Annotated in this window: 15 protein-coding genes; 5 read left to right on the top strand and 10 right to left on the bottom strand. The window is 60.9% G+C overall.

The window, feature by feature from the left end; all coding sequences use genetic code 11:
• Positions 1 to 44 precede the first annotated feature (44 nt).
• Complete coding sequence (motB, locus tag ACM6IQ_RS23820) at positions 45 to 1,067, bottom strand: flagellar motor protein MotB (RefSeq protein ID WP_017336244.1); 1,023 nt, start codon at positions 1,065 to 1,067, stop codon at positions 45 to 47.
• A 3-nt stretch (positions 1,068 to 1,070) separates the two neighbouring features.
• Positions 1,071 to 1,922 (bottom strand): flagellar motor stator protein MotA, encoded by an 852-nt coding sequence (motA, locus tag ACM6IQ_RS23815; protein ID WP_017336243.1) that lies wholly within the window; start codon positions 1,920 to 1,922, stop codon positions 1,071 to 1,073.
• A gap of 166 nt (positions 1,923 to 2,088) precedes the next feature.
• Between motA and ACM6IQ_RS23810 the strand changes: the two genes are divergently transcribed.
• Genes ACM6IQ_RS23810 through asd form a run of 3 tightly spaced genes read left to right on the top strand, consistent with a single transcriptional unit; the run spans position 2,089 to position 5,361 of the window.
• Positions 2,089 to 3,627 carry an HDOD domain-containing protein gene (locus ACM6IQ_RS23810; protein WP_414879989.1) on the top strand — a complete coding sequence of 513 codons (1,539 nt, stop codon included), beginning with the start codon at positions 2,089 to 2,091 and terminating at the stop codon, positions 3,625 to 3,627.
• 39 nt (positions 3,628 to 3,666) lie between these two features.
• Positions 3,667 to 4,482 carry a rhodanese-like domain-containing protein gene (locus ACM6IQ_RS23805; protein WP_017336241.1) on the top strand — a complete coding sequence of 272 codons (816 nt, stop codon included), beginning with the start codon at positions 3,667 to 3,669 and terminating at the stop codon, positions 4,480 to 4,482.
• A gap of 18 nt (positions 4,483 to 4,500) precedes the next feature.
• Complete coding sequence (asd, locus tag ACM6IQ_RS23800) at positions 4,501 to 5,361, top strand: archaetidylserine decarboxylase (RefSeq protein WP_008040415.1); 861 nt, start codon at positions 4,501 to 4,503, stop codon at positions 5,359 to 5,361.
• 57 nt (positions 5,362 to 5,418) lie between these two features.
• Here the strand turns inward: asd and ACM6IQ_RS23795 are convergent, their stop codons facing one another.
• Entirely contained in the window at positions 5,419 to 5,820 is a 402-nt protein-coding gene (locus ACM6IQ_RS23795) for a hypothetical protein (protein WP_031318316.1), read from the bottom strand.
• A 199-nt stretch (positions 5,821 to 6,019) separates the two neighbouring features.
• On the opposite strand from ACM6IQ_RS23795, the gene ACM6IQ_RS23790 reads away from it, so the two are divergent.
• Positions 6,020 to 7,807, top strand: a complete 1,788-nt coding sequence (locus ACM6IQ_RS23790; protein ID WP_414879988.1) for a molecular chaperone — start codon at positions 6,020 to 6,022, stop codon at positions 7,805 to 7,807.
• Positions 7,808 to 7,942: 135 nt separating this feature from the next.
• On the opposite strand, the gene serB is transcribed toward ACM6IQ_RS23790, so the two are convergent.
• Entirely contained in the window at positions 7,943 to 9,157 is a 1,215-nt protein-coding gene (gene serB / locus ACM6IQ_RS23785) for a phosphoserine phosphatase SerB (protein WP_017336238.1), read from the bottom strand.
• A gap of 135 nt (positions 9,158 to 9,292) precedes the next feature.
• Between serB and ACM6IQ_RS23780 the strand changes: the two genes are divergently transcribed.
• Positions 9,293 to 10,822, top strand: coding sequence for an AhpA/YtjB family protein (locus tag ACM6IQ_RS23780; protein WP_414879987.1), 1,530 nt, complete (start codon positions 9,293 to 9,295; stop codon positions 10,820 to 10,822).
• 234 nt (positions 10,823 to 11,056) lie between these two features.
• Here ACM6IQ_RS23780 and ACM6IQ_RS23775 read toward each other — a convergent pair whose 3' ends face one another.
• The 6 genes from ACM6IQ_RS23775 to ACM6IQ_RS23750 form a co-directional block, all read right to left on the bottom strand.
• On the bottom strand, positions 11,057 to 11,770 hold the full coding sequence (locus ACM6IQ_RS23775) for a membrane integrity-associated transporter subunit PqiC (protein WP_017336236.1): 714 nt from the start codon (positions 11,768 to 11,770) through the stop codon (positions 11,057 to 11,059).
• A 177-nt stretch (positions 11,771 to 11,947) separates the two neighbouring features.
• Complete coding sequence (parC, locus tag ACM6IQ_RS23770) at positions 11,948 to 14,215, bottom strand: DNA topoisomerase IV subunit A (RefSeq protein WP_017336235.1); 2,268 nt, start codon at positions 14,213 to 14,215, stop codon at positions 11,948 to 11,950.
• Positions 14,216 to 14,222: 7 nt separating this feature from the next.
• Complete coding sequence (locus tag ACM6IQ_RS23765; protein WP_414879986.1) at positions 14,223 to 14,747, bottom strand: TIGR02281 family clan AA aspartic protease; 525 nt, start codon at positions 14,745 to 14,747, stop codon at positions 14,223 to 14,225.
• Positions 14,744 to 15,733 carry an esterase-like activity of phytase family protein gene (locus ACM6IQ_RS23760; RefSeq protein ID WP_017336233.1) on the bottom strand — a complete coding sequence of 330 codons (990 nt, stop codon included), beginning with the start codon at positions 15,731 to 15,733 and terminating at the stop codon, positions 14,744 to 14,746. The genes ACM6IQ_RS23765 and ACM6IQ_RS23760 overlap by 4 nt, the downstream gene beginning before the upstream one ends.
• Positions 15,733 to 17,637, bottom strand: a complete 1,905-nt coding sequence (gene parE, locus ACM6IQ_RS23755) for a DNA topoisomerase IV subunit B (RefSeq protein WP_017336232.1) — start codon at positions 17,635 to 17,637, stop codon at positions 15,733 to 15,735. The genes ACM6IQ_RS23760 and parE overlap by 1 nt, the downstream gene beginning before the upstream one ends.
• Before the next feature lie 40 nt (positions 17,638 to 17,677).
• On the bottom strand, positions 17,678 to 18,286 hold the full coding sequence (locus tag ACM6IQ_RS23750) for a YqiA/YcfP family alpha/beta fold hydrolase (protein WP_017336231.1): 609 nt from the start codon (positions 18,284 to 18,286) through the stop codon (positions 17,678 to 17,680).
• Positions 18,287 to 18,366: the final 80 nt, after the last annotated feature.

The following is an 18,366-nucleotide window of genomic DNA, read 5'->3' as shown; positions in this document are numbered from 1 at the left end:
ATAGATACAAAAAAGCCGCGATCATCTCGCGGCTTTTTTGTGCGTCACTGTTTCGGCGGGTCTGTTGGCTTGGGATCATCAAACAGATTCAACCGCTCACGAAGCTCATGCGCCGGCAACGGCTCTTTATCCGCCGGCAACGCGTTCGGATCAGCTGGCGTGGCAGGCACCTCACCCGGGCCACCCTGCCCCTGGGTCGGCTCTGGCGTCGGTTCCGCGCCTTGCGAACCTTCGATGGCACGCTGGGCTTTCTTGGTCAGTACGACAATGTCGATTCGGCGGTTGACCGGGTTGAGCGGGTTCTCGCGATCGAACAAGGCCGACGAGGCATAACCGACCACTCGTGCGATCTGCTGTTCCGGATAACTGCCGGCCACCAGCGCACGGCGTGCGGCGTTGGCCCGGTTGGCCGAAAGCTCCCAGTTACCGAAGTCACCAGTGCCCGAGTACGGCTTGGCATCGGTGTGGCCGCTGATGCTGATCTTGTTCGGCACCGCTTTGATGGTGTCGGCCATGGCCAGCAGGATGTCTTCGAAGTAAGGCTTGAGACGCGCTGAACCCGAGTCGAACATCGGGCGGTTTTCGGCGTCCACGATCTGGATGCGCAAACCGTCCGGCGTGATCTCGAACAGAATCTGGTCCTTGAATTTCTTCAGCTGCGGGTTCTCTTCGACCTTGTTCTGCAATTCTTGCAGCAACAGTTCGAGGCGTTCCTTCTCCACCATCTCGGCCATGCCTTCGACCTGTTCGGCGTCGACAGTCACCTTGTCCGGCTGCGGCTGGGACTTCACCTCAGGGTTGAGGGTGTTTTCCGGCGCCAGGGTCGGCGTACCGCCCAGGTCGATGATGTAAGGCGTGCCGCTTTCGGAAAAGCCGACCGGGTCCTTGAAGTAACCGGCGATGGCGATCTTCTGTTCCGGTGTTGCGGTAGACAGCAGCCACAGCACCAGGAAGAACGCCATCATCGCCGTCGCGAAGTCGGCGAAGGCGATTTTCCAGGCGCCCCCGTGATGCCCGCCGGCGATGCGCTTGACGCGCTTGATGATTATCGGCTGATTGTTTTCCATGGCTTAGCGACCGCGAACCGCTTGTTCCAGCTCAGCGAAGCTAGGACGGTGCGCCGGGTACAGAACCTTGCGCCCGAACTCTACCGCCAGCGATGGCGGCATGCCGGAAGCCGAAGCCACCAGCGAAGCCTTGATGGCTTCGTAGACGTTCAGTTCTTCCTTGGCATCGTGGGCCAGGGAATGGGCCAGCGGACCGAAGAAACCGTAGGCGGCCAAAATACCGAAGAACGTACCGACCAGTGCCGCACCGACGTGCAGACCGATGGATTTCTGGTCGCCTTCGCCCAGGGACGCCATGGTCACCACGATACCCAATACCGCCGCAACGATACCGAAACCGGGCATGGCGTCGGCGATGCCGTTCACCGCGTGGGAGGGGTGCTCCAGGTCTTCCTTGAGATTGTAGAGCTCCATGTCGAACAGGCCTTCCAGCTCATGGGGAGCCATGTTGCCGGAGGACATGATGCGCAGGTAATCGCAGATGAACGCGGTCATGCGCTCGTCCTTGAGCACCGACGGGTACTTGGCGAAGATGGGACTCGCAGCGGCATCTTCGATGTCGCCTTCGATGGCCATCATGCCTTCGCGGCGGCTCTTGTTGAGGATCTCGTAGATCAGGCCCAACACTTCAAGGTAGTAGCCGTGATTAAACCGCGACCCGAACATGCTCAAGGACTTCTTGAGCACGTGCAGGGTCATGTAACCGGGGTTGGCCTGGAGGAATGCGCCAAGGGCCGCACCACCGATGATCAACACCTCGAAGGGTTGAATCAGAGCTGCAATCTTGCCGTGGGAGAGCACGTATCCGCCGAGCACGCTCGCGAATACGACGATGATGCCGATTATTTTAGCCATAGGTAGGAGAGCACTTACTGAGTCGGGTTCAAGGTCATATTCGGAAGTTAAAAAATCTCTTCTTCTACTTATCGGCAAAACTGCGCCAGACTATAGCCAGTTCAGGCGAAAAGCCAATTTGGCCCGCTCCAGGCATAGGTAATGCAGACGATGGTCGCGTCCAGACATGGCTAACGAAACGAACGTCCCAACTCCAAAACCCACCACACTCGAAGGCTGGGTCAAGCTTCTTGATGGTGTGCGCCTGCCGGTTCCGCAGGCCAGTCACGACCGTGTCTGCAAAGCCATCCGCGACGATCGCAGTTCCCTGCGCGATATCGCCGAGTTGATGCAGGACAGCCCCGCCCTGGCCTTGAGCGTGATCCGCGAAGCCAACCGGCACACCCACGGCAGCATGACCGAGCCGGCGGAAAACCTCGAGGTGGCGATCAATCGCCTCGGTTTGAAGCGCACCGAAGAACTGCTCGCCCGGCTGCCCGCGGAACCTGAGTCGCAAATCCCCGTGGCCCTGCGTCAGTTGCAGATGATCAGTCAGCACGCGACGCAACAGGCCAACGGTTTTTTCGCCGCTCGCCTGGCGCGGCTGTGGCAGGACATCCACTGGGGCAGCCTGCTGTTTCTTTCGCCGCTGTGGCCCATGGCGTTGACGCATCCGCAGCTGCTTGAAGAATGGGAACTGCGGGTCATCCATAAAGGCGAGTCGGCCCGCAACGTCGAGAAACAATTGTTCGGCGTTCGCCTGCTGGAAATCGCTCAGGCGCTGGTGGATATCTGGCACCTGCCGATCTGGGTGCAGCAGGGTTACAAGTTGTTGCTCAACGAGCAGCGGGAACTGGTGAAAGTCCTGCGCATCGCCCGCGACAGCGATCATCCATTGCGCCAGCAGAACCGTCTTGATGACGATCCGACCCTTCGCCGCTGGCTCAATCAACCGGCCAACACCGTGTTGCTGGCCAACGGTCTGGCGCTGTCGGCGCAACAGGCCTGGGACAGTCCGCACAGCGAACGCTGGCAGTACCTGACCAGCCTTTACCTGCAAATGCCGATGGACGAAGTGCAGCAACAATTGCACCAGCAGGCCGCCAACAGTGCGCGTCAACACGCCATGCCCGACCTCTGGCACCCAGCCGTTGCGCTGCTCTGGCCGTGGGGCATGAACCGCGTTCACGCCGGACTGCTGCCAGCCCCGGCACCGACCGCCGAAGACCTGGCCAAGTGGCGCGCACAATGCGCCGAACTGCTGGTAGAGCCGAGTCGTTTCACCAATGCCATGCACTTGACCAACTCGGCCCGTGACGCGCTGGTCGCGTGCGGCATGCGTCGGGTGATGATCCTGATGGCCGACCGCACGCACGCCAATCTGCGCGTGCACCAGATCGCCGGGTTGCCGAAAGAAGCCGCGGGCCTGAATTTCGTGGTCAGCCAAAGCACCGTACTGCAACGCCTGCTTTCGCAACAGGCGCAGGTGCGCCTGTCTCCGGCCAACAACGCGCAATTTTCGGCCCTGCTGCCGGCCGGCCTGCGTTCGCAGTTCGGTGGCGAACACCTGCTGTTGCGCTCGCTGGTCAACAACGGTCGCGTGATCATGATCGTCGTGGCGGATCAGGGGGGCGGGCCGTTCTCGGAAATCACCGTGCAGGCCTTTGGCAAAACCGCGCAGTGCATCGAGAAAGCCCTGCACAGCTTTAGCCATCGCGGCCAATGACCCGCTACAATCCTCCCCTTTATGCCCTGGAGACCTCACATGTCTGACTTCTCTGGCTTGCCGCTGGTGATCGAGCCGAGCGACTTGCTCGCCCGTCTCGACGCCCGCGAACTGATTCTGGTGGACCTGACCAGCAGCGCCCGCTATGCCGAAGGGCATATTCCCGGTGCGCGTTTTGTCGATCCGAAACGCACGCAACTCGGACAGCCGCCGGCGCCAGGCTTGATGCCGCCGCACGCGGCACTCGAAGCGTTGTTCGGTGAGCTGGGCCACAACCCCGACGCGGTCTACGTCGTGTATGACGACGAAGGCGGCGGTTGGGCCGGGCGTTTTATCTGGCTGCTGGACGTCATCGGCCACAGCAAGTACCACTATGTCGATGGCGGCCTGACAGCGTGGCTGGCAGAAGGCTTGCCCATGTCGATCCAGATCCCTCCCGCGGTCGGCGGCCCGGTTGCCCTGACCCTGCACGATGAACCCACCGCCACCCGCGAGTACCTGCAAAGCCGCCTCGGTGCCCCCGACCTGGCGATCTGGGACGCGCGCGGGCCGCTGGAGTACTCCGGCGAGAAAGTCCTGGCGGCCAAGGCCGGACACATTCCCGGCGCGGTCAATTTCGAATGGACCGCGGGCATGGACCGGGCGCGGAACCTGCGCATCCGTACCGACATGCCGCAGATCCTCGAACAACTCGGAATCAGCAAAGACAAAGAAGTGATTACCCACTGCCAGACTCACCACCGTTCTGGTTTCACCTATCTGGTGGCCAAGTCCCTCGGTTATCCGCGGGTCAAAGGCTACGCCGGCTCCTGGGGCGAATGGGGCAACCATCCCGATACGCCTGTAGAGATTTAAGGTTTTTAAGGACAGTTAATGAATAAGCGTTTGTTTATCCTCAGCCAATACCTGCTGCCCCACCACTTGCTCTCGCGACTGGCCGGCTGCATCGCCGAATGCCGCGTGCGCTGGTTCAAGAATGCGTTCACCGCGTGGTTCGCCAAGCGCTATCAGGTGGACATGTCCCAGGCCCTGGTCGAAGACCTGACCGCCTACGAGCACTTCAACGCGTTCTTCACCCGCGCGTTGAAAGACGGCGCTCGTCCGCTGGACGAAACCCCGGGCGCGATCCTCAGCCCGGCCGACGGCGCGGTCAGCCAGCTCGGTCCGATCGAACACGGTCGCGTGTTCCAGGCCAAGGGCCACAGCTTCAGCGTGCTGGAGTTGCTGGGCGGTGACGCTGCCAACGCAGCGCCGTTCATGGGCGGTGATTTCGCGACCATTTACCTGTCACCGAAGGACTACCACCGCGTGCACATGCCGCTGGCCGGCACATTGCGCGAGATGGTCTACATTCCAGGCCGGATTTTCTCGGTCAATCAGACCACCGCTGAAAACGTTCCGGAATTGTTTGCCCGCAACGAGCGTGTGGCGTGCATTTTCGACACCGAGCGCGGGCCGATGGCCGTGGTGCTGGTGGGCGCGATGATCGTCGCATCGATCGAAACCGTCTGGGCGGGCCTGGTGACGCCACCGAAGCGCGAGCTGAAAACCTTCCGCTACGACGAAGCGGCTCGTGCGCCGATCCACCTGGAAAAAGGTGCGGAACTGGGTCGTTTCAAGCTGGGTTCGACGGCTGTAGTGCTGTTCGGCCCTGATCAAGTGCAGTGGGCTGAAGAACTGGCGGCCGGTTCGCCGGTGCAGATGGGCCAGGGCATGGGCCTGCCAAAAGCCTGATCCCCTGATCCGAACCCCACGAACGTCTTCGTGGGGTCGGACATTTCGGTGGTGCCCCTACTCTATCTGTCCACGAAAACCGATCGGTCCTTCGTTGGCGTAGGTATTGGTGCCACTGAGGTTTTTCCCTCCATCACTGGAGGTCACGCTCAACGCGACAACGTTCTGATTGTCCCGCCCCCCGATGACCCACTTGCCACCCGGATGCCATGGAGCGTCGTTACCGCCCCACTGGTTTTCAACGTTGTACTGGTTCTGGCCCGTGCGCTGAGCCTTGAAGCCAATGGGACCTTCACCCGCGTACGTCATGGTGCCGGTGAAGCTCTTGCCGCCATCGCTCGACTTGATCTCGATCGCGACAACCTTCTGGTTGTCCCGCGCGCCTAACGTCCAGTCTCCGCCCGGATGCCAGGGTGCAGAACTACCGCCCCATTGATTTGCCACTACGTATCTAGACATAAACTTCATCTCCTTGAAGTTACGAGAGACCTGCCCGGCACAGGCAGCAGGCCGTACGACCGTGCGTATCCAGTCGCACGTCTGTCAGATTAGTAGCACAACCGAACCTCACTCGGCTGACAGACAAACGGTCGCCGACCAGAACTGCTACAGTCAGGTCATTCACTGCCCATTTTCCCGGTTGGAGTTTGTTCACGGCATGAATGAGACCAGTCCTCACCTTTTGCTACGCGCGCCGATCCCTGCACAGTTGCGCCTGTCGTTCTGCGAAGCCACCCCGCGCGACCTCAAGCGCTGGATCGCCGACCTCCCCAAGGCCAACATCGGCGAAACCGCTCGCCAGCTCTATCAAGGCTTGAGCGAACTGAATCAACTGCTGACACCCAGCGACAATCGTCTGCAATTACTCGAGTTACTCAGGCCCGAGGTGTATTACGTTTGCAAACACCTGGAGCGGCACTTCCTGTACCAGTCGATTGTCCTCGACGAGCGTTCGCGCAAGATCGCCAACCTCTGCCAGGCGCTGCAAAGTCATTTGGCGATTGGCTATAAACAGATCGTCGTGCGCCTCTCGCCGCGCCTCAGCAAGGACCGCGCGCCGCTGCTGGCCCGAGCATTGCAACGGGCGATCCATTGCCTCAACGGTCCTCTGATCCGCGCCACCGAGCTCTATTGCCCGGTGCCGGAAGGTGTGTGGCTGGAACTGCATCTGCTGTATCGGATCGCCTGTTCTCATCGGCTCCAGCACCTGAGCCTGCGCGATGAGCTGGCCAGCCAGACGCAAACCCTGAGCATCGAACAGACGTACGTGGTCGCACTGCTGCTGGGCGCCGCACGATGCAATCAACTGCGCCAGAACCAGATCGCGCGGCTCGCCGAAGTGCTGGAGCCGTGGAGCAAATTGATCAAGCTGCAACCGGAATCCGCGAGCGGCGGACTGTTTGGCGTCGCACCGGAGCTCGACATCGGGCCGCGTTACCGTTCGAAATTCCGGCCCGAGCAACAGGAATGCTTGCTGGGGCTCGATACGCTGCCGCTGGTCACAGCCATTGATGCCCATTTGCAAAAAACCGACAGTGCGGTGCCACTGCCCGTGCCGGCAGGATTGAGCCTGGATACGCTGCAACACCTGAATGCCGCCTGGGGCCAGGCGGTCGAACGCAGTTTCCAGCGCACGCCCAGTCAAGGGACCTTGACCTTGTGCGTGGGCATGAGCGCGCTGCACTTCTATCTGGGCGGGCAGCGTCCGTTCAGCGAGATCCTGAAACATCCCGGTGCCGGGCGCGCACAGTTCGCGGCGACCTCGCCCTCCCTTCGGGAAAAAGACCAATGGCACCACGCCTTCGACGCAGCGCCGCAAGGCACCGCCGACACGTTGCTGCCCTACGAAGAAATCGAATACCCGCAACTTCAGAACGACGACAATCAAAAAGACTCCGACCGCAACCGTCACTTTCCGACCTACGCCTTGCCGGTGATCAATCACAGCCCGGGCGGTTATTGCCTGGCCTGGCCCGGTGACGTGCCGGCCGAGTTACAGGCAGGCGAGATGGTGGGCATCGAGGATACGGCGGGGTCGGGCTGGAGCATCGCGGTGGTGCGCTGGATCCGCCAGGTTCGCGGCGGCGGCACGCAAATGGGTATCGAGCAAGTCGCGCCCTACGCCGAGCCTTGCGGCCTGCAACTGGTGCGCACCCGTGACGACCACAGCCAATATCTGCGAGGCTTGCTACTGCCCGCGATCAGCGCGATAGACCTGCCGGCCACCTTGCTCGCCCCGCGCCTGCCCTTTCAGGAAGGCAACAAGGTGGTGATCAACACCAATGGCGAGGAACGCCGGGCCGGACTGGACCGTCGGGTGGCGAGCACCAACAGCTTCAATCAGTTTGCCTATCGTTCGCTGGAGGCCACCAGAAACGACAACGCCGCGGGGAGCGGCGTGGTCGGTATTGAGGAAGAATTTGATTCGCTGTGGAAAACGCTTTGAGGGTGAACCCGATAACTGTGGCGAGGGAGCTTGCTCCCGCCTGGACTGCCTAGCAGTCCATTTTTTGGGGCCGCTTCGCAGCCCAGCGGGAGCAAGCTCCCTCGCCACAAAGGCACTTTCTGAGTTATGGAAAACTCAGAGCTGCCCGTCACGGTCCCGAAAGCCCAGCAAGTACAGCACGCCATCCAGCCCAAGGGTGGAAATCGCCTGCTTCGCCGACTGCTTGACCAGCGGTTTGGCGCGAAACGCCACACCCAGCCCGGCAATCGCCAGCATCGGCAAATCGTTGGCACCGTCGCCGACCGCGATGGTCTGCTCCAGACGCAAACCTTCCTTGTGCGCCAGCTCCTTCAGCAGATCCGCCTTGCGCTGGGCATCGACGATCGGCTCGACCGCCACGCCGGTGACCTTGCCATCAACCACTTCCAGCTCGTTGGCGAACACGTAGTCGATGCCCAGCTTGGCCTGCAATTGCTTGGCGAAGTAAGTGAAGCCACCCGACAAGATCGCAGTCTTGTAGCCCAGGCGCTTGAGTTCGGCAAACAGGGTTTCGGCACCTTCGGTCAGGCGCAGGGAGGCGCCGATCGAATCCAGCACGCTGACGTCCAGACCTTTGAGCAAGGCCAGACGCTCTTTGAAGCTGGCGCGGAAGTCGAGCTCTCCGGCCATCGCCCGCTCGGTGATTTCCGACACCTGGTCGCCGACGCCAGCGGCCTTGGCCAATTCGTCGATGACTTCGGCTTCGATCAGTGTGGAGTCCATGTCGAACACCGCCAGACGACGGTTGCGGCGGAACAGCGAATCTTCCTGGAAGGCGATATCGACATTCAATTCCTGGGCGACGCTGAGGAACTCGGCCCGCAGCGCTTGCGGATCAGCCGCTTCGCCACGCACTGAAAACTCGATGCAGCCCTTGCCCTTGTCAGCCGGGGTGTCCAGCGGCATGCGCCCGGACAAGCGATCGATGTGGTCGATGTTCAGGCCATATTTGGCGGTGATCGAGCTCACGGCCTGCAATTGCCCGGCGGTCACTTTGCGGGTCAATAGCGTCACGATGTGGCGCTTTTTGCCCTGATTGCCGACCCACTGCTGGTAATCATCTTCGGACACCGGCGTGAAACGCACCTGCTGATCGAGTTTGTAAGCCGTGAACAGAATGTCCTTGAGCACCGAGTTGCCTTGCTCGGTGTCAGGAATTTCAACCAGGATGCCGAACGACAGGGTGTCGTGGATCACCGCCTGACCGATGTCGAGAATGTTCACACCACCCTGGGCCAGAACGCCGGTAATGGCCGCAGTCAGACCCGGACGGTCGACTCCCGTGATGTTTATCAGGACGATTTCGCGCAAGGCGCACCCCCGCAGGTGGAAAAAAACCGCATTCTACCCACTTTCAGTGACCATCGGGCACCGTGAGCGCTTTGCCGGTCTAGGGCCTGTCGCTATACTGCGCGTCAACTTCACGGACAAAAGAGCCGAGCTCAAGTGAACCGGCCCACGCCAGTAAAAACCGATAACTTCTTTCTGCTGATCTTCCGTGCACTGCGCCACCGCCGTGTACCGATTGCATTGCGCATTGCCAGCCATAACGTGATCCTGGTCGCTCTGGCCCTGGTGATCTACGCCTGTGTGATGGGTTTGCAGTTCAAGCAGGCCATGCACGAGCAGGCGGATGCCCTGGGCGAAAGCCTGACCACGCAGACCGCCACGTCCGCCACGGAGCTGCTGGTGTCCAACGACATCCTCAGCCTCAACGTGCTGCTCAACAACCTGACCAAGAACAAGCTGGTGGCCCACGCCGCCATCTACAGCGTGGACAACCGCATCCTCGCCGAAGCCGGTCAGCGCCCCAAGCACAGCCTGCTGGGCGAAGCGGAGGGCATGTACCAGAGCAAGATCACCTTCCAGGACGTGACTGCCGGGCAACTGCGCATCAGCCTGGACATGGATCAGTTCCAGCAGCCGATGACCATCAGCCTGCAAAGCATGGGCATCTTGAGTGCAATCCTGTTGGCCTTGTCGTTGGCCTTGAGCCTGCGCCTGGGTCGGCACATCTCCACACCGCTGCTGCAATTGCGCGTGTGGCTGCGCAACATCGATGAATACACCCCGGCAACCGGGCGTCAGGACGAGATCGGCGACCTGGCTCGCCAGTTGCACGCCAACTTCGCGCCGGAGCCGGCCGAGCCAGAGCCTGAGCCGGAACCCGAGTACGACGAAAGCGATTACGAAGACGGCGACGACGAGCCGGCCTTCGAAGTGCGCAATCTGCGTGATCCGAGCTTCGACGAAACCAAGCCTGTCGCTGGCCTCAAGCCTGCGCCACGGCATATCGTCAGCACCGTAGAAGATGAAGATGACGACGATGCGTTTGCCGACCTGCGTGACGAGTCGGTAGCAAGCGCATCGAAGCCAGTGGTCAAACCGCAGGTATCGAACGTGCCGCAACACAGCGCGGTGCTGGCCGTGCAACTGGGCGCCCAGGATCAGTTGCGCCGCCTGCCGCGTGCGCGCCTGGAAGAATTGCTGAAACGCTATCGCGACTGCCTCGACCAGGCCGCGTCACTCTATGAGGGCGAACTGCATAGCCTGAACGATGGCAGCACGTTGATGGTGTTCCACACCGAAGACAGCGGTGACGACTACCTGACCAACGCCATTTGCTGCGGTGAGTTGCTGCGGGCGCTGGGCCATCAGTTGCAGATCGAAGTCGCGGACAGCGGCATCACCCTGCAATTGCAGTTGGGCCTGACCCTGGGCGACGAGTTGTTTGGCTTGAGCCAGATTGACCTGCTACTGACCGAAACCGCCCAGGACGCCCTGGCACTGTCGCAACACAGCCGCAATCTGCTGCTGGTGGAGCGCAAGATCAGTGACGACGCGCTGATTCGCCAGCGTGCGCGGATCCGTCCGATTGCCAGCCCTGAGGGTGCATGCTGTGTAGAGCGGCTGATGGAGCCTTATCCGTCGATGCTGGAGCGGCAACTGGCGCGGATGCATGAGCGCCGGGCGTAAACCTTAGGCCCTGATGTGAAGAAGCCCGCAGATGAGTGATTGTCTGCGGGTTTTTTGTTGTCTGTTCTGGCCCCATCGCCAGCAGGCTGGCTCCCACATTGGATCTATGGCGTCCACATGTCCCCTGTGGGAGCCAGCCTGCTGGCGATGAGGCCGGGGACAGGCAATGGAGATGAACCTGCAGAAACAACAAAGCCCGCATCTCTGCGGGCTTTGTGTTGGATCAATCCAGGCTTAGAACCTGAACACTTCCATATCGGTACGGATCGGCGAAGCCATCGGGATCTTCGGCTGCTTTTCCTGTTCCGTCGCTGGCGCCGCAGGTTTGGCAGCCGGTTTCTTTGGCGCTTCCGCAATCGGTGGCTGGTTAGCCAGCGGCTTGAGCGCTACCGACAACTGCTCGGCAAGTTTCTGCAACAACACACCCTGAGCCTGAACCTGCGCGGCAGTACCGCCGGCGTGTTGTTCCTGCAGATGAATGATGCGGTTATCGCGCACCTGACCACGACGGTCGATCAAACGCCATTGCGCATCAAGGATCGCCGGTTGCGACTCACCCGAGTCCAGGCGCGTGATGGTCAGCAGCACCTGAACGTCCGGCGTGAAGCCGAGCGTTGCCGGCGCCAGCACCACGCGTTGACTGTCCAGATGACCTGCCACCTGACGCAGCAACAGCTGATCGATGTCGGAAGACAGGCTTCCCGCCCAACGACCATCGGTCGAAGCCTGCAAGCTGCCATCCGGCTGACGCTGCAGCAATGTCTCACGTTGCAGATAGTCGGCGACCGTTACCGGGCCGAGCAATACCGCCATGCCCGCGCTTTGCGCAGGCTGAGCCGGACTTCCGCTGTCCAGCTGATACAGCGACACCGGTTGGTGAGTGCTGCAACCCGCCAGGCCAAGAACGCCGGCGAGCATCAAAATAAAAGGAAGGCGCAGAGCAGTCATCGTCCCATCCAGGTGGTTGCCACAAGGCTAACCACAGTGAAAATACTCAATAAATATGAAGAACGCTCGGCCACGCCGGCGCTTGGAAAGGCCATATCATCCGTGAATATGCGTTCCGACTCCAGCGGCAAAGCGTCGATCTACGCGTTAAATCGCAGATCGAGCGCTCTAGGACGCTTAATTGAGGTTTTCGACGAGCAGCGCATCTACCCTCTGGAAGCCTCGTGGAAGTTTGTTTCCACGCCGCCCACGCTCACCTTTGTAGTGTTCGAGGTCGTCCGCCTTCAGTGACAAGGTACGTTTTCCGGCCTGCAGCACCAAGGTGGCGCCTTCCGGCAGAACAGCGATGTCCGTGACATATTCTTCGCGACTGGCCACACGCTCACCGGAAATCCCGATGATCTTGTTGCCTTTGCCCTTACCTAATTGTGGCAGATCGCTGATTTTGAAGATCAGCAGGCGACCTTCGGTGGTCACCGAGGCCAGCCAGTTGTTCTCACGATCAGCCACCGGGCGCGGCAGAATGACCTTCGAGTTGTTCGGCAAGCTCAGCAATGCTTTGCCCGCCTTGTTCTTGGCCTGGAAGTCCTCACCCTTGACCACGAAACCGTAACCGGCGTCGGAGGCGATCACGTACAGCGAGTCATCATCCGGCATCAGCACGCATTCGAAACTCGCGCCGGGTGGCGGCGTCAGACGACCGGTCAACGGCTCGCCCTGACCACGGGCTGATGGCAAGGTATGAGCGGCCACCGAATAGCTACGACCGGTAGAGTCGATAAACACGGCAAACTGATTGGAACGCCCGGGTGCCAGGGCCTTGAAACCGTCCCCAGCCTTGTAGGAAAGCCCGGTGGCGTCGATTTCGTGCCCCTTGGCGGAACGAACCCAACCTTTTTCCGACAGCACGACGGTTACTTTCTCGTTCGGCAGCAGATCGTGCTCTGTCAGGGCCTTGGCTTCGGTGCGCTCGACGATCGGCGAGCGACGGTCGTCGCCATAGGTTTCGGCGTCCTTGATCAGCTCGGTGCGCACCAGTTTTTTCAGCTTGGCTTCGCTGCCCAACAGGGCTTGCAGCTTGGCTTGTTCCTTGAGCAGTTCATCCTGCTCGGAGCGCAACTTCATTTCTTCCAGGCGCGCCAACTGACGCAAACGGGTGTCGAGAATGTACTCGGCCTGGATTTCGCTCAGGGCGAAACGCGCGATCAGGGCGGCTTTCGGGTGTTCCTCGGTGCGGATGATGTGGATCACTTCATCCAGGTTGAGGTAGGCAATCAACAAACCGTCCAACAGGTGCAGACGACGTTCAACCTTGTCGAGGCGGAATTGCAGGCGACGACGCACGGTTTGAACGCGGAACTCCAGCCATTCCACCAGCAGCGCACGCAGGTTTTTCAGCTGCGGCTTGCCGTCCAGGCCGATGATGTTGATGTTGACCCGGTAGCTCGACTCCAGCTCGGTGCTGGCGAACAGGTGCTGCATCAGCGCGTCGTGGTCAAAATTCTTGCGCGCGCCCGGAATGATCACGATCCGGCACGGGTTTTCGTGGTCGGATTCGTCGCGCAGGTCCGCGATCTGCGGGGCCTTGGACGGCTTGGCCTGCATCATGGCCGCAATCTGCTCCAGCACCTTGGCACCGGACACTTGATGCGGCAGCGCGGTGACGATGATGTCGCCGTCTTCGATGTGGTAAACGGCGCGCATGCGCACCGAGCCCTTGCCGGTTTCATACATTTTCAGCAGATCGGCGCGCGGGGTGATGATTTCCGCTTCGGTCGGATAATCCGGGCCCTGGATGTGCTCGCAGAGCTGTTCGACCGTGGCTTTCGGCTCATCGAGCAAACGCACGCACGCTGTCGCGACTTCCCGCAGGTTGTGCGGCGGTACGTCGGTGGCCATGCCCACGGCAATCCCGGTGGTGCCGTTGAGCAGGATGTTCGGCAAACGTGCCGGCAACACCAGGGGCTCGTCGAGGGTGCCGTCGAAGTTCGGGCCCCAGTCGGCCGTGCCCTGGCCCAGTTCGCTGAGCAGCACTTCGGAATAACGCGACAGCCGCGCTTCGGTGTAACGCATGGCGGCGAAGGACTTGGGATCATCCGGCGCACCCCAGTTACCCTGACCGTCGACCAGCGTGTAGCGGTAGCTGAACGGTTGAGCCATCAGGACCATGGCTTCGTAGCAGGCCGAATCGCCGTGCGGGTGGAACTTGCCGAGCACGTCACCGACGGTACGCGCCGATTTCTTGTGCTTGGAATCGGCGTCCAGCCCCAACTCGCTCATCGCATAAATGATGCGACGCTGTACCGGCTTCAGGCCATCGCCGATATGCGGCAAGGCACGGTCCATGATCACGTACATGGAGTAGTTGAGGTAGGCATTTTCGGTGAAGTCAGCCAGTGACCGGCGTTCTACACCGTCCAGGCTGAGATCAAGGGAGTCGCTCATGCGGGCCTCATCGGTTCGTTGTCTGGCGCAGAAGCATGGTGCCACCGCGCTGGGTAAATTCAAGTTTGTTCAGTGCACTCATACCGAGCAGCACTTGCTTGCCATCAAGGCCTGGCACGACGATGGCGCGCACATCACGCAGCACGACGTCGCCCAGTTGCAGCCGGTCGACACGGGTTCGATAACCCTCGGTACGACCGTTGGCGGTGCTCAGGGTCACCCCGAAGCCTTTTTCAAGTTTCAGCCGTTCGGCCATTTCTGCCGGGATCGCCACATCGGTTGCCCCGGTATCCAGCATGAAATCCACCGGCTGGCCGTTGATCTGGCCGCTGGCGACGAAGTGCCCCTGGGTGTTGCTCGCCAGTTTCACTTCGATAAAACCTTCGCCCTGTTCCGAGCTGACGACGACATTGGGATTTTGCTGACGCTCCTCCCATTGGCCGAAAAACCGCGTCGCCAGAAACAGCGCTGCGCACCAGGCCAGCACCATGAACACCCGACCCGCGCGTTTCCCGGGCGTTTGCGGCGTCACGGCTTGGCACTCCAGCCACCTTCAGGCGCGGCGAAGCGCCAGACAATCGGGCGGTACTCGCCATCAGCACGGGCACCATCGTTGTTGTCGATGCCGACCCAGGCGCCATCGGCGTCGACGATCAGTGCTTCCGTCAGGCCATAGCCCTGTGGATAACGACGGTTATCCTGCAAGGCTTCGTCGGCAAACGACCAGCAACGCTCGACCTTGGCCGTCACCGCGTCACGGCGGCAAATTTCGAACGCATTGCGCTCAAGGGTAAACAGCTTGCCGTTGAACAACGACAGGTCGGCAAAGTCGCGCGACACTGCCCTGGCCTTGGGAAATTTCGCCGGCTGCATTTCCATGCCGGCTTCGCTCAGCAGTACACAACCGCCGTCGCAATCCCAGACCGTTTGCTGACGCTTGATCAACAACAGGCCACGGCGCTCACGTTCGGCGGCCAACCACAATTGATCGCCGGCCGGGTTGATCGCCAGACCTTCGAACAATGCGTTGAAGTGCAACAACATGCCACTGGCCCGGGCTTCGCGAACCAGCATCGGCGAGATCTTCAGCCAGGACGTCGGCCCAACGGGCGGCACTTGCAGTACCGCTGCGTGGGACTCGCTGACGATGTAGCGATTGCCGGCGTTGTCGCAGGTGATGCCTTCGAAATCCAGATCCCCGCCCCGCACGAACGACGCCGCCCACGTCCGCGAACGCAAACCCCAGGGCAAACCGCTGTCCGGCACAGGCGGCACACCGATACGCACGGTTTCCGCCTGCCAGACCGTATCGCCGGTCTCGAGTCGGTAGATCTGATCGTCGTCGCGATCGGAAATCGTCCACAAATCCTTGCCGCACTGCGCCAGCCCCGACAGGTTGCCGCCGCGCATGCCCTCCACGGGATGTTCGGACAACAGGCGCAACTCCGGTGCCGGTTCGGCGAACGCCGAAACAGAGGTCAGAAGTAACGCACATGCCAGGGCAAGGCCAACCCGCATCAGCCAAGAACCTCGGCCAGGTTGCCTTTGGATTCGAGCCAGGATTTACGGTCACCGGCGCGCTTCTTCGCCAGCAACATGTCCATCATTTCCGACGTCGCTTCGAAATCGTCCAGGGTCAGTTGCACCAGACGCCGGGTGTTCGGGTCCATGGTGGTTTCGCGCAGTTGCGGCGGGTTCATTTCACCCAGGCCTTTGAATCGGGTGACCTGAGGCTTGCCGCGTTTCTTCTCGGCCACCAGACGGTCGAGAATGCCATCGCGCTCGGCTTCGTCGAGGGCGTAGTAAATCTCTTTGCCGAGGTCGATACGGTAAAGCGGCGGCATCGCGACGTAGACGTGACCGGCATCCACCAACGGACGGAAATGCTGGACGAACAACGCGCACAACAGCGTAGCAATGTGCAAACCGTCGGAGTCGGCGTCGGCGAGGATGCAGATTTTGCCGTAACGCAGCTGGCTCATGTCCGCCGCACCCGGATCGACACCGATCGCCACGGCAATGTTGTGCACTTCCTGGCTGGCCAGCACTTCACTGCCGTCGACTTCCCAGGTGTTCAGGATTTTGCCGCGCAACGGCAGGATGGCTTGAAACTCTTTGTCCCGTGCTTGTTTGGCGGAACCGCCGGCGGAGTCACCTTCCACCAGGAACAACTCGGAACGCATCGGGTCCTGCCCGGCGCAGTCGGCGAGCTTGCCTGGCAGTGCCGGTCCCGCCGTGATGCGCTTACGCTCGACCTTCTTGCTCGCCTTCAGGCGACGGCCGGCGTTGTTGATCGCCAGTTCCGCCAGGAGCATGCCGGTTTCCGGGTTCGCATTGAGCCACAGGCTGAACGCGTCCTTGACCACACCGGAAACAAACGCCGCCGCTTCACGGGACGACAGCCGCTCTTTGGTCTGGCCGGAGAATTGCGGTTCCTGCATTTTCATCGACAGGACGAAGGCGATGCGTTCCCAGACGTCTTCCGGCGCCAGCTTCACGCCGCGCGGCAGCAGGCTGCGAAATTCGCAGAACTCGCGCATGGCATCGAGCAAGCCCTGGCGCAAACCGTTGACGTGGGTACCGCCCTGGGCCGTCGGGATCAGGTTGACGTAGCTTTCCTGCACGCTGTCGCCACCTTCCGGCAACCACAGCAGCGCCCAGTCGACCGCTTCCTTGTTACCGGCCAGGCTGCCGCAGAACGGCTCGTCCGGCAGGCGTTCGAATTCGCTGACTGCGTCGACCAGATAGGAGCGCAGACCGTCTTCGTAATGCCATTCGACTTTCTCGCCGGTGGCCTTGTCTTCAAAACTGACCAGCAGCCCCGGGCACAGAACGGCCTTGGCCTTGAGTACGTGCTTGAGGCGGCTGATGGAAAATTTCGGGGAGTCGAAGTATTTCGGGTCCGGGGCGAAGAATACGCTGGTGCCGGTGTTGCGTTTGCCGACGGTGCCGACCACTTCCAGTTCGGTCTTCTTGTAACCGTCGGCGAAAGTCATCTGGTATTCGTTGCCGTCACGCTTTACGCGCACACGGACTTCGGTCGACAAGGCGTTGACCACCGAAATACCCACCCCGTGCAGGCCGCCGGAGAACTGGTAGTTCTTGTTGGAAAACTTGCCACCCGCATGAAGCTTGGTGAGGATCAGCTCGACCCCGGAAACACCCTCTTCCGGGTGAATGTCCACCGGCATGCCACGACCGTCATCGCTGACTTCCAGGGAGTGATCGGCGTGCAGGATGACCTGCACCGAAGTCGCGTGCCCGGCCAAGGCTTCGTCGACGCTGTTGTCGATGACTTCCTGGGCGAGGTGATTCGGCCGACTGGTGTCGGTGTACATGCCGGGGCGTTTGCGCACCGGGTCGAGGCCCGAGAGGACTTCGATGGCGTCTGCGTTATAAGAGCTAGCGCTGGGAGTGGCCATGGGGTCTCGTCGTCAATGTTCTGTGAATAAGAGGCAAGGATCAAAGTGCAGTGAAATCAATCGCCTGATACAAATCTGCGCCGATGCCGGCAAAACTCAGCATTGCCGGCAATCGCTCGGCAAAACCCTGGAAACCATGGTCGCCGCCGGCCTGGATGCGCAAGGCACAAGCCCGGTAATACTGCTGGGCGAGGCGATAATCCAGTGTTTCATCACCGGTCTGCAACCACACCTGATAACGCTGCGGGTCCCGGGGCGCCGGCACTTCCAGCTCGGCCAGGGCCGTCACGTGGTCGTGGGTCAATTCCCAGGCCTCATCGGTATACAGGTTTTTCTGTGTCCCCAGGTGCCCGTCGAACATCCGGTGCGGACTGACGGCAGGATTGATCAACAGGGCCTTGAGGCCATGGCGCTCGGCCAAGTGAGTCGCATAGTAGCCGCCGAGTGAGCTGCCGACCAGCAGTGGCCGCCCCAGTTCGGCAATCGCCTGTTCCAGCTGACCGATGGCTTCGCGCGGATGGTGATGCAAGGCTGGAACGCGCAGGTGATCGCTCAAGCCCAGACGCTCCATCACTTCGATCAACTGCGTGGCTTTTTTCGACGAAGGCGCGCTGTTGAAACCGTGGATATAAAGGATCGAACCGGACATTTGAACTCCCTGTGCGTCGGGTAAAGAAGGCGGAGTTTACAGGGTGTCGGGGGAATCGGGGATATCCGTGGAATTGATAT

Source organism: Pseudomonas sp. IT-P100, assembly GCF_949767185.1.
Lineage (GTDB): Bacteria > Pseudomonadota > Gammaproteobacteria > Pseudomonadales > Pseudomonadaceae > Aquipseudomonas > Aquipseudomonas fluorescens_B.
The sequence above is the reverse complement of the archived record's forward strand: the minus strand, read 5'-3'. Positions and strand labels throughout refer to the sequence as shown.

Bases quoted from the DNA above. Each gene is read 5' to 3' on its own strand.
- motB (WP_017336244.1), bottom strand. From the start codon at position 1,067: ATGGAAAACAATCAGCCGATAATCATCAAGCGCGTCAAGCGCATCGCC.
- ACM6IQ_RS23775 (WP_017336236.1), bottom strand. From the start codon at position 11,770: ATGACTGCTCTGCGCCTTCCTTTTATTTTGATGCTCGCCGGCGTTCTT.
- ACM6IQ_RS23750 (WP_017336231.1), bottom strand. From the start codon at position 18,286: ATGTCCGGTTCGATCCTTTATATCCACGGTTTCAACAGCGCGCCTTCG.
- ACM6IQ_RS23795 (WP_031318316.1), bottom strand. From the start codon at position 5,820: ATGTCTAGATACGTAGTGGCAAATCAATGGGGCGGTAGTTCTGCACCC.
- motA (WP_017336243.1), bottom strand. From the start codon at position 1,922: ATGGCTAAAATAATCGGCATCATCGTCGTATTCGCGAGCGTGCTCGGC.
- ACM6IQ_RS23760 (WP_017336233.1), bottom strand. From the start codon at position 15,733: ATGCGGGTTGGCCTTGCCCTGGCATGTGCGTTACTTCTGACCTCTGTT.
- parE (WP_017336232.1), bottom strand. From the start codon at position 17,637: ATGGCCACTCCCAGCGCTAGCTCTTATAACGCAGACGCCATCGAAGTC.
- parC (WP_017336235.1), bottom strand. From the start codon at position 14,215: ATGAGCGACTCCCTTGATCTCAGCCTGGACGGTGTAGAACGCCGGTCA.
- ACM6IQ_RS23790 (WP_414879988.1), top strand. From the start codon at position 6,020: ATGAATGAGACCAGTCCTCACCTTTTGCTACGCGCGCCGATCCCTGCA.
- ACM6IQ_RS23805 (WP_017336241.1), top strand. From the start codon at position 3,667: ATGTCTGACTTCTCTGGCTTGCCGCTGGTGATCGAGCCGAGCGACTTG.
- asd (WP_008040415.1), top strand. From the start codon at position 4,501: ATGAATAAGCGTTTGTTTATCCTCAGCCAATACCTGCTGCCCCACCAC.
- ACM6IQ_RS23810 (WP_414879989.1), top strand. From the start codon at position 2,089: ATGGCTAACGAAACGAACGTCCCAACTCCAAAACCCACCACACTCGAA.